General features: G+C 63.3%; 15 protein-coding genes and 1 tRNA gene. 5 read left to right on the top strand and 11 right to left on the bottom strand.

Annotated elements, in window-relative coordinates:
- Window positions 1–76: 76 nt before the first annotated feature.
- Window positions 77–1,048, top strand: coding sequence for a patatin family protein (locus tag FJ867_RS12770; RefSeq protein WP_140517059.1), 972 nt, complete (start codon window positions 77–79; stop codon window positions 1,046–1,048).
- 11 nt (window positions 1,049–1,059) lie between these two features.
- Here FJ867_RS12770 and recJ read toward each other — a convergent pair whose 3' ends face one another.
- The 7 genes from recJ to FJ867_RS12735 all read right to left on the bottom strand — a co-directional run bounded on the left by recJ (window position 1,060) and on the right by FJ867_RS12735 (window position 7,832).
- The gene (gene recJ / locus FJ867_RS12765; protein ID WP_140495824.1) at window positions 1,060–2,844 is read right to left on the bottom strand and encodes a single-stranded-DNA-specific exonuclease RecJ; all 1,785 of its coding nucleotides are present in this window, start codon (window positions 2,842–2,844) and stop codon (window positions 1,060–1,062) included.
- 60 nt (window positions 2,845–2,904) lie between these two features.
- On the bottom strand, window positions 2,905–3,888 hold the full coding sequence (gene glpX, locus FJ867_RS12760) for a class II fructose-bisphosphatase (protein ID WP_140495884.1): 984 nt from the start codon (window positions 3,886–3,888) through the stop codon (window positions 2,905–2,907).
- A 179-nt stretch (window positions 3,889–4,067) separates the two neighbouring features.
- Window positions 4,068–4,235 (bottom strand): Thivi_2564 family membrane protein, encoded by a 168-nt coding sequence (locus FJ867_RS12755; RefSeq protein WP_140495823.1) that lies wholly within the window; start codon window positions 4,233–4,235, stop codon window positions 4,068–4,070.
- Between the two features lie 65 nt (window positions 4,236–4,300).
- Window positions 4,301–4,657, bottom strand: coding sequence for a hypothetical protein (locus FJ867_RS12750; protein ID WP_140817548.1), 357 nt, complete (start codon window positions 4,655–4,657; stop codon window positions 4,301–4,303).
- A gap of 128 nt (window positions 4,658–4,785) precedes the next feature.
- Entirely contained in the window at window positions 4,786–6,099 is a 1,314-nt protein-coding gene (locus tag FJ867_RS12745) for a homoserine dehydrogenase (RefSeq protein ID WP_140817546.1), read from the bottom strand.
- Window positions 6,100–6,147: 48 nt separating this feature from the next.
- Window positions 6,148–7,365, bottom strand: a complete 1,218-nt coding sequence (locus FJ867_RS12740; protein ID WP_140495820.1) for an LL-diaminopimelate aminotransferase — start codon at window positions 7,363–7,365, stop codon at window positions 6,148–6,150.
- Window positions 7,366–7,439: 74 nt separating this feature from the next.
- Complete coding sequence (locus FJ867_RS12735) at window positions 7,440–7,832, bottom strand: hypothetical protein (protein ID WP_140495819.1); 393 nt, start codon at window positions 7,830–7,832, stop codon at window positions 7,440–7,442.
- Between the two features lie 98 nt (window positions 7,833–7,930).
- Here FJ867_RS12735 and phaC point away from each other — a divergent pair, with 98 nt between their 5' ends.
- The 4 genes from phaC to FJ867_RS12715 all read left to right on the top strand — a co-directional run bounded on the left by phaC (window position 7,931) and on the right by FJ867_RS12715 (window position 12,883).
- Window positions 7,931–9,766: a class I poly(R)-hydroxyalkanoic acid synthase gene (gene phaC / locus FJ867_RS12730; protein ID WP_140817544.1), complete on the top strand. Its 1,836-nt coding sequence runs from the start codon at window positions 7,931–7,933 to the stop codon at window positions 9,764–9,766.
- A 216-nt stretch (window positions 9,767–9,982) separates the two neighbouring features.
- Window positions 9,983–11,230, top strand: a complete 1,248-nt coding sequence (locus FJ867_RS12725) for a YcbK family protein (protein WP_140495817.1) — start codon at window positions 9,983–9,985, stop codon at window positions 11,228–11,230.
- Window positions 11,231–11,498: 268 nt separating this feature from the next.
- Window positions 11,499–11,573, top strand: a tRNA-Glu gene (locus tag FJ867_RS12720).
- 167 nt (window positions 11,574–11,740) lie between these two features.
- Window positions 11,741–12,883 carry a hypothetical protein gene (locus FJ867_RS12715; RefSeq protein WP_140685929.1) on the top strand — a complete coding sequence of 381 codons (1,143 nt, stop codon included), beginning with the start codon at window positions 11,741–11,743 and terminating at the stop codon, window positions 12,881–12,883.
- A gap of 40 nt (window positions 12,884–12,923) precedes the next feature.
- Here the strand turns inward: FJ867_RS12715 and FJ867_RS12710 are convergent, their stop codons facing one another.
- The 4 genes from FJ867_RS12710 to FJ867_RS12695 all read right to left on the bottom strand — a co-directional run bounded on the left by FJ867_RS12710 (window position 12,924) and on the right by FJ867_RS12695 (window position 14,544).
- Complete coding sequence (locus FJ867_RS12710) at window positions 12,924–13,187, bottom strand: DUF6074 family protein (protein WP_140495883.1); 264 nt, start codon at window positions 13,185–13,187, stop codon at window positions 12,924–12,926.
- Between the two features lie 138 nt (window positions 13,188–13,325).
- Window positions 13,326–13,622: a DUF982 domain-containing protein gene (locus tag FJ867_RS12705; protein WP_140517077.1), complete on the bottom strand. Its 297-nt coding sequence runs from the start codon at window positions 13,620–13,622 to the stop codon at window positions 13,326–13,328.
- A gap of 178 nt (window positions 13,623–13,800) precedes the next feature.
- Window positions 13,801–14,037 carry a hypothetical protein gene (locus FJ867_RS12700; protein WP_140521010.1) on the bottom strand — a complete coding sequence of 79 codons (237 nt, stop codon included), beginning with the start codon at window positions 14,035–14,037 and terminating at the stop codon, window positions 13,801–13,803.
- A 108-nt stretch (window positions 14,038–14,145) separates the two neighbouring features.
- On the bottom strand, window positions 14,146–14,544 hold the full coding sequence (locus FJ867_RS12695) for a hypothetical protein (protein ID WP_140817542.1): 399 nt from the start codon (window positions 14,542–14,544) through the stop codon (window positions 14,146–14,148).
- Window positions 14,545–14,638: the final 94 nt, after the last annotated feature.

Raw genomic sequence — 14,638 nt, 5'->3', positions numbered from 1 at the left:
CCCGCAGCCAACCACATAGATTCACCATTTCGATACGGCCCGCCTATATATTAGCTGTGGGACAAGGGAGATCATGATGCTCGAGTGGGCGTCATTGCGTAACAGAGCGGACGTACGAGAGGCGAATGGTCCCGCTTCGTCCGGCGGCGCGTCCGAAACAACATCACCAAAGAAAACTGGCATCTCGCTTGCACTGGGCGGCGGTTGCGCAAGAGGCTGGGCGCATATCGGCGTGCTGCGCGCGCTCGATGAAGCCGGCATCGAGGTTTCGATGATTGCCGGCACCTCGATCGGCGCGCTGGTCGGCGGCTGTTACCTCGCCGGAAAACTGGACGAGTTGGAAGAGTTCGCCCGCAGCCTGACCAGGCGGCGCATCTTCGGCCTGCTCGATCTAAACCTGCGCGGCAGCGGTCTGTTCGGCGGCATGAAGCTGGATGCTCGCCTGCGTGAGCATGTGGCCGGCATTCGCTTTGAGGATTTGTCCAAGCCGTTCGTCGCGGTCGCTTCCGAAATCCGCACCGGCCATGAGATTTGGCTGTCGAACGGTTCGCTGATAACAGCCATGCGCGCTTCCTATGCCTTGCCCGGCGTGTTCGAGCCGGTGACTTGCAATGGTCGCGTGCTGGTCGACGGAGCTTTGGTCAATCCGGTGCCGGTGTCGGTCTGCCGTGCCTATGAGCAGCCGCTGGTTGTCGCGGTCAACCTTCATTACGACCTGTTCGGCCGTGCCGCCGTCATCAAGCATAGCGCCGGCGAACTGGTCGTCGAGAACGATGCGCCGCGCAGTGGCCAATTCGACCCTGAGCACCGGGCACATCAGACGCGGCTTGGCATCACCGGCGTCATGGTCGAGGCCTTCAACATCATCCAGGATCGAATCTCGCGCGCCAGGCTTGCCGGCGATCCGCCCGACATGTCGCTGCAGCCCAAGCTCAGCCACATCGGCCTGACCGAATTCCACCGCGCCGACGAGGCGATCCAGATCGGCTATAGGGCGACGATGGCACAGATCGGCGAACTGACCCGGCTTCAGACGGTTCTCGCCTGATCAAAGACGCATCAGGCGCGTGCCGCGTCGACGATGCGGAACTGCACGCTGCGATTGCCGTTCCAGTAATTGCCCGACAATGAGCCGGCGACGTGGATCGTCTTACCACGGTTCTTGAACAGGAAGTCGCCGAGCACCGTGTCGACGGCACGAAAGGCGATCGCCTGGATGCGACCGCCACTGCCCGACTGGAGGTCGGCGCGGATGTGGTTGGTGCCGACCAGCCGGGCGTCGGCCAGCCGATGGCGAGGCAGCGCGAAAACAGGCGCGACATGCCCTGCACCGAACGGGCCGGCCTTTTCCAGCGCATCCAGCAAGGCCAGCGTCGCACCCTCGGCGGCAAGCGCGCCGTCGATCGCCAGGCTTTCCTCGTCTTGCAATCGGAACACGTCGGCTGCTGCGCGCTCCTCGAAAAATGCCCTGAGCTCGCCGAGCCGCGTGCGCTCGACGGTAATGCCGGCTGCCATGCCATGGCCGCCGCCCTTGACGATCAGCCCGGCATCTGCGGCTTCGCGCACCAGCCGGCCGAGATCGAAGCCCGACACCGAGCGACCTGAACCGGTGCCGGTGCCGGTGGCGTTGAAGGCGATGGCGAAGGCCGGCCGTCGGGCATGGTCCTTGAGCCTGGAGGCAAGCAGGCCGACGATGCCGGGATGCCAGTTGGTGCTAGCGGTAACGACGATGGCCGGCCCGCTGCCGCCGGCAAGCTCGGCATCGGCCTCGGCACGCGCCGCGGCCAGCATCTCGTGTTCCATCAGCTGCCGCTCCTGGTTGAGCCGATCGAGCGTCTCGGCGATGGTGCGGGCCTCGACCGGATCGTCGGTCGCAAGCAGCCGGCTGCCGAGGGCGGCGTCGCCGATGCGCCCGCCGGCGTTTATGCGCGGTCCGATCAGGTAGGCCAGATGGAAGGTGCTGAGCGGCTCGCCGACGCGCGAGACCCGCGCCAGCGCAGACATTCCCTCGTTCTTCTGCTGGCGCGCCACTTGCAAGCCCTTGACGACGAAGGCACGGTTGACGCCGGTGAGCGGCACCACATCGCAGACCGTGGCCAGCGCCACGAGATCGAGCAGCGAGAGCAGGTCCGGCGGCGTGGCGTCGGCCAGCCGGCCGCGCAGGACCTTGGCCGTCTGCACCAGCGCGAGAAAAACCACTCCGGCGGCGCAGAGATGGCCCTGCCCGGAAAGGTCGTCGTCGCGGTTGGGGTTGACCACCGCGTGTGCCGCCGGCAAGGCGCCGCCGACCTGATGATGGTCGAGCACCACGACATCGGCACCGGCGGCATTGGCCGCGTCGATGGAAGCCGCGCTGTTGGTGCCGCAATCGACGGTGACGATCAGCGTCGCGCCGCGCGAGATGAGCTCGCGCATGGCTTCGGGATTGGGACCGTAACCCTCGAAGATACGATCGGGAATGTAGATTTCCGACGATATCGAGAAATGCGCGAGGAAGCGTTTGAGCAAGGCCGACGAGGCGGCGCCATCGACATCGTAGTCGCCGAAGATCGCCACCTTCTCCCGGGCCATCACCGCGGCGGCTATTCGAATGGCCGCCTTGTCCATGTCGGTCAGCGAAGCCGGGTCCGGCAGCAGGTCGCGGATCGTCGGGTCGAGAAAGCGCTCCGCCTGTTCCGCCGTCACGCCACGTCCGGCAAGCACGCGCGCGACGATATCGGGCACGCCGTGCCCCTGTGCGATGGCAAGCGCGACCATGTCCTGCCGCTCGGTCAGCCGATGTTCCCAGGAAACACCGGTGGCCGACTGTCGGACATCGAGAAAAAGGCGTCTCTCGCCCGTCATGCGAGGCGACGTTTGCGGATGATCATTGCCCACAATATGCGACGGCCAGTCAGGAATGCATCAAAACTTTTCCAGGTCCTGATGCCGGGCCTTGATCTCGCGCACGGTGCGCGACGACGAGCGCAGCACGATCGTGTGCGTTGTGATGTAGTTGCGGCCGAACTTGACCCCTGCCAGCATGTTGCCGTCGGTGACGCCGGTGGCCGCGAACAACACATCGCCGCGCGCCATGTCCTCGGCCCGGTAGACCCGCTTCGGGTCGGCAATACCCATCTTGCCGGCGCGGGCGACCTTTTCGGGCGTATCGAGGATCAAGCGGCCCTGCATCTGGCCACCCGTGCAGCGCAGCGCCGCCGCGGCCAGCACGCCCTCCGGCGCGCCGCCAATGCCGAGATAGATGTCGATGCCGGTTTCCTCGGGATCGGTGGTGTGGATGACACCGGCGACGTCGCCATCGCCGATCAGCCGGATTGCCGCCCCGGTGGCGCGCACGGCGTCGATCAGCTTGCCATGGCGCGGACGGTCGAGGATGCAAGCGGTAACGTCGGACACCGCGACGCCCTTGGCCTTTGCCAGGCTGGCTATGTTTTCGGCCGGCGAGGCATCGATGTCGATGACGCCCTCGGCATAGCCCGGGCCGATGGCGATCTTGTCCATGTAGACGTCGGGCGCGAACAGCAGGCTGCCCTTCTCGGCGATGGCGATGACGGCCAGCGCGTTGGGCAGGTTCTTGGCGCAGATCGTGGTGCCTTCAAGCGGGTCGAGCGCAATGTCGACCGCCGGGCCTTTGCCGGTGCCGACCTCCTCTCCGATATAGAGCATCGGCGCCTCGTCCCGCTCGCCTTCGCCGATCACCACCGTGCCCTTGATGGCGAGGCGATTGAGCTCCTGGCGCATGGCGTCCACCGCGACCTGGTCGGCGGCCTTTTCGTCACCGCGTCCGCGCAGCCTGGCGGCCGCGACGGCGGCGCGTTCGGTGACGCGCACCAGTTCCATGGTGAGTATCCGGTCAAGTCCGGCGATAATGTTGTGGGCCACGTTCATCAGGTCGATCCTCGTTCGCATGCCGCCTCCCGCCGGAGGCGCGCCTCTTGTGTCAAACGAGCATGACAACGGCAAGACCTCTCGAAGGTTTTCTCGAAAAGCCTGCAATATCAACCGATTAAATTATGGATAGCACGATTCCGGCGAACCTGGGCCGCTTTCAAAGTAGGTATCGAGATCTAAAACACGGCCAGATATTTCAATAGCGAAACGATGCCGATGATGATGACGATGATCTGCGCGATCTGCCGCATCCTGGCATCCAGCGGCAATCGCTGAATGAGATAAAGCACCAGAATGATCACGAGGAACGTGATCAGAATACCGATCAGGACGGAAGAAGCCATGGTGCTCCCCTGGCAATTGCTCGATAGACAGGTAAGCCGGCAAACCCGGTTCGGTCGTTACCGGATCAATACCAGCGGCGCTGGGTGTCATTCATCGATTGGCCAACGGCGAGGCCGGCCAGAAAACCCAGCAGCCCGATGACGCCGACCACAGCCGTCGTCGTGCCCGGATTTTCCCGCGCGACCTCCGAGACCGCCTGCGCCTTGCTGCGCAACTGCTGAGCCGTTCGCGACGCACGGCTCGCCGCGCTGTCGTAGACATCGGATGCCTGAGCCGAGGCCTCGTCAACCAGTTCCGCACCTCGCTCCGAAAGGCTCTTGTTGATCCTGGTGATCTCCTTGCGCAGATCGGCGATCTGCTTTTCGAGCGTCTTTTGGATGTCGTCGATCTGGGGGGTGTCGGATTTCGATGTTTCGGCCATTGGCATTCCCTCGGTTTGCACCTCGGGAGAACGGCGCTGGCCGGGATTGGTTCCGGCGAGCCAGGCAGCGGCATCGGCCGCAACAGTATCGTCGCAGCAATCCAGTGGTAGGCGACGGAAGGAAATATCTATCCTGCCCGTTCGATCCGGATGACCTGCGGCTTGTCGGTCAGGTGGCCATCCTTGGTGATACCGTCCACGGCCTTGCGCACCGCGGCTTCGGTGGTCTCGTGGGTGACGAGGATCACCGTCTTTTGCGCCGCCGCTTCGCCGCTGATCGCGTGCTGGACGATCGATTCCAGCGAGATATCGTTGTCGGCCATGCGCTTGGCGATGGCCGCGAACACGCCAATGCGGTCATGCACGGTCAGCCGGATGAAATAGCCGCCGGCATGGCTGCGCATCTGCGCCTTCTTGTAAGGCTTCAATTCCCTCGCCGGCCTGCCGAAGACCGGGCCGTGCTGGAAGCCGGGACGGCTCTTTGCGATATCGGCGATGTCGCCGATGACGGCCGAGGCGGTGGCATTGCCGCCGGCGCCGGGGCCGGAGAGCAGCAGTTCGCCGAGGATGTCGGTCTCGATCGCCACCGCATTGATGACGCCGTGGACCTGCGCGATCACCGAGGCTGTCGGCACCATGGTTGGATGCACGCGCTGCTCGATGCCGCTGTCGGTGCGCTGGGCAACGCCAAGCAGCTTGATCCGGTAGCCGAGATCGCCGGCCGCACGGATATCGGCCTGGGTGATGTTGGAGATGCCTTCCATGTAGATGTCGTTGGCGGCGATCTTGGTGCCGAAGGCCAGGCTGGTCAGGATCGACAGCTTGTGCGCGGTGTCATGGCCCTCGATGTCGAAGGTCGGGTCGGCCTCGGCATAGCCCAGCCGCTGCGCGTCCTTGAGGCAGGCATCGAACGAGATCCCTTCGGCCTCCATACGGGTCAGGATATAGTTGCAGGTGCCGTTGAGAATACCGAAGACGCGGGTGACCGAGTTGCCGGCCATCGCCTCTCGCATGGTCTTGATAACGGGAATGCCGCCCGCCACCGCGGCCTCGTAGTTGAGCAGCACGCCCTTCTTCTCGGCGATCTCGGCCAGTGCGACACCATGTTTGGCCAGCAGCGCCTTGTTCGCCGTAACGACATGACGGCCGGCCTCGAGCGCCGTCTTCACAGCCGCAAACGCTGGCCCCTCGTCGCCGCCGATCAGCTCGACGAAAACGTCGATCTCGGCGGCCTGCGCCATCTTGACAGGATCGTCGAACCATTTCGCGGCATTGAGATCGACCCCGCGGTCGCGCTTGGGATCACGCGCCGAAACCGCCGACACGACGATGTCGCGCCCACACTGCCGTGTCAGTTCCGCCGCCTTGTCGCGCAGCACGCGCGCCACTGACGCGCCGACCGTGCCGAGGCCGGCAATTCCAACACGCAGAGCTTCAGCCATGGCCGGCGATGTCCCCCGAAAGATCAAACGAAATTGTGTGCGGAAAGCTTACCGATGGGCGGAAAGCGGCACGACATTGTTGGGTTGCTTGGCGCTGGTCGCCAGGAAGCGCTTGATGTTGCGCGCCGCCTGCCGGATCCGGTGCTCGTTCTCGACCAGCGCGACACGCACGAAATCATCGCCATGTTCGCCGAAGCCGACGCCTGGCGCCACCGCAACGTCGGCATGTTCGATGAGCAGCTTGGAGAATTCGAGCGAGCCGAGATGGCGGAACGGCTCCGGAATCGGAGCCCAGGCGAACATGGACGCAGCCGGAGCCGGAATGGTCCAGCCCGCGCGGCCGAAAGCATCGACCATCACGTCGCGCCGCTTGTGGTAGATGTCGCGCACTTCGGCGATGTCGGCGCCGTCGCCGTTGAGCGCGTGCGCGGCCGCCACCTGGATCGGGGTGAACGCACCGTAATCGAGATAGGATTTCACCCGGGTCAGCGCCGAGATAAGCCGCTCGTTGCCGACCGCAAAGCCCATGCGCCAGCCGGGCATGGAGAAGGTCTTCGACATGGAGGTGAACTCGACGCAAACGTCGATCGCGCCCGGCACCTGCAGCACCGAAGGCGGCGGATTGCCGTCGAAATAGATCTCCGAATAGGCAAGGTCCGACAGGATGATGATGTCGTTCTTCTTCGCGAACGCCACCACGTCCTTGTAAAAATCGAGCGAGGCGACCAGCGCCGTCGGGTTCGACGGGTAGTTGAGGATCAGCGCCAGCGGCTTCGGAATCGAATGGCGGATGCCGCGCTCGACCGCCGGGATGAAACCGTCATCGGGTTCCACCTGCAGCGACCGGATGACGCCGCCCGACATGATGAAGCCGAAAGCATGGATCGGGTAGGTTGGATTCGGGCACAGGATCACGTCGCCAGGGGCGGTGATCGCCTGCGCCATGTTGGCGAAGCCCTCTTTCGAACCCAGCGTTGCCACCACTTGCGTATCGGGATCAAGCTTCACGCCGAAGCGGCGCTGATAGTAAGCGGCCTGGGCGCGGCGCAGGCCCGGAATGCCGCGCGAGGAGGAATAGCGATGGGTGCGCGGATCGCGCACCACTTCGCACAACTTGTCGACGATTGCCTTGGGCGTCGGCAGGTCCGGATTGCCCATGCCGAGGTCGATGATGTCGGCGCCGCGCGAGCGGGCGCTGGCCTTGAGCCGGTTGACCTGCTCGAAGACATAGGGCGGAAGCCGGCGGACCTTGTGAAACTCTTCCATGGCAGTTCCAGACATCACTTGGCGTTTGGCAAGGCGCACCGTGTCGGCAAGTGCCTTGGGCGCGCGCTATATACTTATTTGCAGGTAGGGTCGAGGGTGGGGTCGCATTTGCCTTCGATCTGCTTCAGCGTCTGCGCGCCATGCTTGCTGGCCAGGTCCGTCAGCGCCGCCTGATTGGTGACGTTGGGGGCGCCGCCATTGGCTGCCTGCGCGCTTTCGTCCCCCTTCAATTCCGCGAGCCTGGCATTCCTCTCGGCATCGGTGAACTGTTTGGCCGCTACTTTCGGCGGGATGTTCAGGTTCGGAAAGGTGCCGGTATCCTTCGGTCCCGCTGATGTGGCGATGGGCACCGGGCCGCTGGTATTGGTGCTCGAGCAGGCCCCAAGGCACAGCAGGGCAATTGCCGCACCGATGCGGCAAAAACGACCGGCGCCGAAAAAAACAGTCTCGCCAATGTTAATCGTCATATTGTTTCCTTGGCAGCCGGGGTAGAGCGAGGTTGGACCCAGTCGGATGTCCCATGGTAATATGTCAAGAAAACGCTTCGGGAGGAACCCCGCGCACCATGTCCAAAACACCCGATTCGGGCAAAGCGGAAGATGGCGGACCTTCGACGGTCGAGCAATATCTGGTGAAGGACCCGGAACGCTTCGCCCTGAACATGGCGCGCATGATCGAGCAGGCCGGCAAGGCGGCTTCCGCCTGGGCCGAGCCGCGCGAGAAGGGCGAAGTGCGCGACCATGTCGCCGAACCGGTCGTCGACATGGTGAAGACCTTCTCCAAGCTCAGCGAATACTGGCTTGCCGACCCACAACGCGCGCTCGAAGCGCAGACGCGGCTGTTCGCCGGCTATATGACGGTTTGGGCGAACGCCATCCAGCGCGTCAGCGCCGATGCCGAGCGAACCGAGGACGCGGTCAAGCCGGAGCGCGGCGACAAGCGTTTCCAGGATCCGGAATGGGGCCGCAACGCCTTCTTCGATTTCTTGAAACAGGCCTATCTCGTCACCTCGCGCTGGGCGGCTGATCTTGTCGAGCACGCCGAAGGCCTGGATGACCACACCCGCCACAAGGCGAGCTTCTACGTCAAGCAGGTGTCCAACGCCATCTCGCCGTCGAATTTCATCCTGACCAATCCGGAACTGTTTCGCGAAACCATCGCCTCGAACGGCGAAAATCTTGTGCGCGGCATGAAGATGCTGGCCGAGGACATCGCGGCCGGCAAGGGCGACCTGAAGCTGCGTCAGGCCGACTACTCGCCCTTCGAGATCGGCCGCAACATCGCCACCACCCCCGGCAAGGTGGTCGGCCGCAGCGACGTCGCCGAGATCATTCAATACGATCCCGCCACCGAGACGGTGCTGAAACGGCCGCTGCTGATCTGCCCGCCCTGGATCAACAAGTTCTACATACTCGACCTCAACCCGCAGAAATCCTTCATCCGCTGGGCGATCGAACAGGGCCACACCGTGTTCGTCATCTCCTGGATCAACCCTGATGAACGCCACGGCATGAAGAACTGGGAGGCTTATACAAGAGAGGGGCTGCAATACGGCCTCGACACTATCGAGAAGGCCACAGGCGAGAAAGAGGTCAACGCTATCGGCTACTGCGTCGGCGGCACGTTGCTGGCGGCGGCACTTGCCCTGCTGGCGCAGGAGGGTGACGATCGCATCAAATCGGCGACCTTCTTCACCACCCAGGTCGATTTCACCCATGCCGGCGATCTCAAAGTGTTCGTCGACGAGGAACAGGTCGCGGCGGTGGAAAAGGCGATGAACGAAAAGGGCTATCTCGACGGCACCAAGATGGCGACCGCCTTCAACATGCTGCGCTCGGGCGACCTGATCTGGCCCTATGTCGTCAACAACTACATGCGCGGCAAGGATCCCCTGCCCTTCGACCTGCTTTACTGGAATGCCGATTCGACACGCATGGCGGCGGCCAACCACTCCTTCTATTTGCGCAACTGCTATCTCGAGAACAACCTCTCGCGCGGCAGGATGGAACTTGCCGGACGCACCGTTTCGCTCGCCGACATCAAGATCCCCGTCTACAACCTCGCCTCCAGGGAAGACCACATCGCTCCCGCGCTGTCCGTCTTCCTCGGCTCGAAATATTTCGGTGGCGAGGTCGAATACGTGATGTCGGGCTCCGGTCATATCGCCGGCGTCGTCAACCCGCCCGCATCGGGCAAGTACCAGTACTGGACCGGCGGCAAGCCGGAGGGCGACTTCGGCGAGTGGATCGCAAGGGCCACCGACCATCCTGGCTCCTGGTGGCCGCACTGGCAGAGCTGGATAGAGGCTAAGGACAATAATCGCGTGCCTGCCCGCAAAGCAGGCAAGCATATGAAAACTTTTGGTGATGCCCCCGGCACCTATGTCAAGGTGCGTGTGTAACCGACTGTAATGTCTGGTGAGTTGACGGACCCGTAAAAGCGGGCGAAATGGTGTCGTCAACCATCTTGCCGCCTAAATTCGGCAATTGCCGCAAAAATACTTCCAGGCTTGCTGATTTGACACAGGTCTCGTTTCCGGATCGGAGACAAGGGGCACCTCGACGCAGCCGTTCGGACGCCGCGCCAAGGATATACCGATCGGATATCGAGGGGGAATTTGACTTTGAAATCAGCAGGGTGGAGCCTCGCGAAGGGAGAACGCCGCACCATTGCGGCGGCGCTCTGCTCCGTGCTCCTGGCCTCCTGCACCTCGGCCGGCGACCCCACAATGTCGGTTGGCATGCCCGGCTACAATGCCTCCGCGTCGGACATCAACGCAGCCTCGACAAACAAGCCGATCGTGGCCGGCGATTCGTCGTCGCAGACGGCGACCACGCAGACCACAGTGATGGCGGAAGGCGACACAGCGCTGCCCGAGACGGTCGCCTACGTGCCGATTACCAAGCCGCAGGCGGCCTTCCCGCTCACCGCGCCGGCTGAAGCTGAAACGATTGCCGGAAACACGCCGCAATCGCTGGAGCAGCAGCCGCAGACGGCGCAGCAGACCGATGCGGCGGCGCAGAAGATCGCCGCCGCCGACGCGGCCGTGACGGCGCCGAAGCAGGCCGCCACACCGGCGATGAACAATCCGGTCTATGTGACCGCTGGCGAGGCGCAGCAAGCGGAGGCGCCGAAGAAAAGGGGTTTCCTGGCCTCGATGTTTGGCGCCACGCCGGCTTCGGCGAAGCCCGCTCCACTGGTCAACACGCGCGCAGGCGAACAGCCGGCTGTGCAGGCCAAGCCCGCCCCGGCGGCGGCAAAGCCGATCATTACACTGGCCTCGGCCGATTCCACGGCGAAACCGGTGCAGCTGGCTTCGCTCGGGGACGACTCAGGTCACATCACCGGCAGCGATGCCCTGCCGGGCGTCCGCCAGACGGCGCTGTTCGAGATCAAGCGCAAATCCGGCCTCGACGACGAAAGCGACGTCGACCTCAACGAGGATGAAGGTTCGGGCGGCCTCTACCAGGTAGCCTCCGCCGCCGGCATGGCGCGCCTCGCGCCTAACGGCCTCTTGAAGCAGAACGAGAGCGTCGACGTGGCGTGCCTCAAGCCCTCGCTGGTGCGCGTGCTCAAGACGATCGAAGGCCACTACGGCCGCAAGATGGTCGTCACCTCCGGCTATCGCGACCCCGCCCGCAACCGCCGTGCCAACGGCGCCAAGAATTCGCTGCACATGTATTGCGCCGCCGCCGACATCCAGGTGCCGGGTGTCTCGAAATGGGAGCTGGCGAGCTACGTCAGGACGATGCCCGGCCGCGGCGGCGTCGGCACCTACTGCCACACCGAATCGGTCCATGTCGACGTCGGCCCCGAGCGCGACTGGAACTGGCGCTGCCGCCGGCGCAGCGGTGGCGAAGGCTGACCAGGGCCGGTTCGGCTGGACGCGCCAAAGCGCGTCGCGCTGAAACGGAGCTCACTTTTGAGCGACATGCATTTGCATCGGGCCGCTTCCGCAATCGTCTGAAAAGTGCCCGGAAATCCACGCAGCGGCTGGTGACGGCCGCCAGAAAAATTGCCGCTGGCGCTGCGTGAATCACTCGCTTCGGCAGGCGGGAAAAAAGTTGTCCAAGCCGGCACCTGACGGGTTGCCGGTTGCGCACAACGCCAGTATAAGCCGCTTTCATCTGAGCGCGCCCATCGTCTAGCGGTCAGGACACCGCCCTTTCACGGCGGTAACAGGGGTTCGATTCCCCTTGGGCGTACCAGCTTCACTCGATGTCCCCTCCGCTCCTTTCGGCGTCAAGAGCTATTGCGCCGGACAGGGTAACACCCCCTTCCGAAACGTCATTTTACGTGTTGACCATTCCGCCGCCTCGACCTTGTCGAGGGCAAGGCTCGATGGTTAAATCGGCTTTCCCAGGGGGATGCTAATATGGCAGTTCACCTTTCGGCGGATGCTCGAGCTCCTGCGGCGACGCCGCCACAAAGATATCTCTTTGGCCCGCTGGCCGACTTCCTCATGCTTGGCGGCAGCGCATTCCTGATTTTGCCGGCCCTGTTCTTCGTGCCTACCAAATACGACAGCCTTGTTGCGGCGGCGATGTTTTTCCTGGCCTACTTGATAAACTATCCGCATTTCGCCCACTCTTACCAACTCTTCTATCGCAATTTTGGAAGCAAGGTGCGCGGCGAGGGATACGACAGGGGCCTCCAGATCCGCTACATTTTCGCCGGCATTGTCGTTCCCCTGCTCATGGTCGGGTTTTTTGCTTACGGCTCGATAACGGCGAACGCCCGGCTGCTCGGAAACGCAGCCAACGCGATGTTCTTTTTCGTGGGCTGGCACTACGTCAAGCAAGGCTACGGCATGTTGATGGTGGACGCCGTGTTGAAGCGCAGGTTCTTCACCAATCCGGACAAGAAAATCTTGCTGGTCAACAGCTATGCCGTATGGCTGTTCGCATGGCTTCAGACGAACACGGCGGTCAGCCAAGCAAAATATTACGGCTTGGAATATTATACGTTTGCCACGCCTGCGTGGCTCAACACGATTGCGCTGTCGGCCGCGGCCGCTTCCACGGCCGCCACCGTCGTGATGCTGATCAATCGCTGGAGTAAAAATGGCGGCAGCCTGCCGTATAACGGCGTCGTCGCTTATATCGCGTCCCTATATCTTTGGATCCTGGTCGTGAGAATAAACCCGCTGTGGCTGCTCGTGGTGCCGGCTCTCCATTCGCTGCAGTACCTGGCCGTGGTCTGGCGCTATCAAAGCAATGTCGAGCGTGACGGTCCCGATGCACAAAAGGTTCCGGACTCCAGAATCCTGTCCGTTCTTGGTCCGATCTACAGGACGCGAGTCCTGGGGTTCGTCGTCGCCGGCGGGGTCCTCGGCGGTCTCGGTTTCTGGCTGATCCCGGCGGCACTGACTGCCTTGATCCCTTACGACAAGGAAGTCCTGGGTTCGTCGCTGTTCTTCTTCATAGTGCTGATCTTCATCAACGTGCACCACTACTTCCTTGACAACGTCATGTGGCGACGCGGCAACCCCGAAGTTTCAAAATATCTGTTCCGCTAGCGGTGGCATGGACCGGCTGTGGGACGCCTTGCGGAGCACTTCAGGCGGAAAGAATTGGCATCGGCTCAGTGGCCGCGCCGGCCGATATCTCTTTTTGCACGGCGAAGAAGAACCTGCGCACCTCGTCGCTGGCCGCCGCCCTGTCCCTGCCTGACCTGACGACGAGATCGAACAACTCCGTCGCCTTGGCCCTCCAGAACGAGGTGGCGCTGTCGCCATGCAAACTGTCGAGCCTGGCAGCCACCTCCCGAACCAGGAATGCCTGACGGTCGATCGGGAATGCACGGATTTTTTCTGGGGACATCTTCCGAACCACGAGACTGACGCAACGAATCAACCATTGCCGAACAAGCATGGCGTAGCCGCGAAAGTGGAAACGGAAGCTTAATGGCATCGGCATCGATGCTTCGTTCGGCCAGGAGAACGAAGAGCGCAGCGTACCTCAGGCTTGCAGCCCTCTCGCCTGGCCACCGCGCTTGCGCGGCGCCATCATGTCCCGGGCCATCAGCCCGGTCACCCGGCAGAACGCCATGAACGCCCGGCAGGCATCCTCGGTCTTGACCACGTCCACGGTGGCGCCGAAGCAGGCGTTGAAGGCCTTCTGGTAAATCGGGCCTTGCCGGCGCAGCGGCCAGGCCTGGAGAAAATCAAGGGCCTGTTCGACGCTGTAGATCTCCTCGACAGGCAGGCCGGGTCCGGGCGCGATACGCACCGGCACCTCGAATTGCAGTCTGTCCATCCGCCATCTCCCGAACTGTCGTCACCAGCGGCAACGCCATCCGTCGTAAAAAGTTGCTCTGGCCGGTCGCTACCGCAGGAATGTGGCGTCTCCGCGGTCATGGACGTTTTGCCGCAGCCGCCGCAAGCAAGCGCCAAGGCGCCCGGCCTTGTCGAGCGCGGGCGCCTTGGCGGTCCGGCTACTGGTTGGCGGGATCGGTCTCCGCATCGAAGGCCATGCGCACCGCCGTAAGCAGCACGAGAGCAGACGGCACAGCGAAAATCCCGCCAGGGACAAGTGCCCCTGTCGCCGAAAGGCCGAGCGTCTCCGTCAGCGCCCAGTAGACGGTTCCGATACAGATGAGCGCCTGGACGGAAAGGAAAATGGCGGCGCAGGCCGCGCGCGAAAGGCTCTTGAGTGTCTTGATACGTTGCATGGAAACAATCCGGAAATGACGCGCTACGCACCGCTGCGCGACCGAAGCCGCCGCGCGGATCGAGGCGCGAACAGGAAGTGGTTTGAGTGAAGGAGCGGTTGAAACCGCTCAGGCCGGAACCGATGGCGGCGCGCGCGGCTGATTGGCAGTCGCCCACGGTGTGCGGGCGTCCCTGTCGGCGGCGACGACCTCTGCCGGCGGAACCGAAACAAACCAGGAAAAGACGGTGTCCCGAGCCGGCAGGACCGGATGGCCGCCGGCGAACTTAACCAGGGCCGGCCGGCCGGAACGAACTTCCAGCGCCTGCCCCTTGCCGGTGATGCGCAGCAGCGCCGCCGCTTCGCCGGACCGCTCCACGCCGGCGCTGGCGACACCGGAGGCTGCTCCGGCAAAGACGGGCACCTCCGCCCGGCCAAGCGACAGCATCGCCAGCAGCACAAGGCTCATCAGCAATGAGCAGGCCGCCTTCAACGGCGCTTCAGGCAATCTGGCGTGCTCGACGCTCATGAAATCTCCAAAAACCTCCCTCGCCCTACCGCACGGTCGACTGAAAGGGAAGGAACAAGGGCGTCAAGGACACCGGCGCGCCGAATATCCCTGC

The sequence above is a fragment of the Mesorhizobium sp. B2-5-3 genome, from assembly GCF_006441005.1.
Classification (GTDB): Bacteria; Pseudomonadota; Alphaproteobacteria; order Rhizobiales; family Rhizobiaceae; genus Mesorhizobium.
This window is presented reverse-complemented; position numbering and strand designations above follow the sequence as displayed.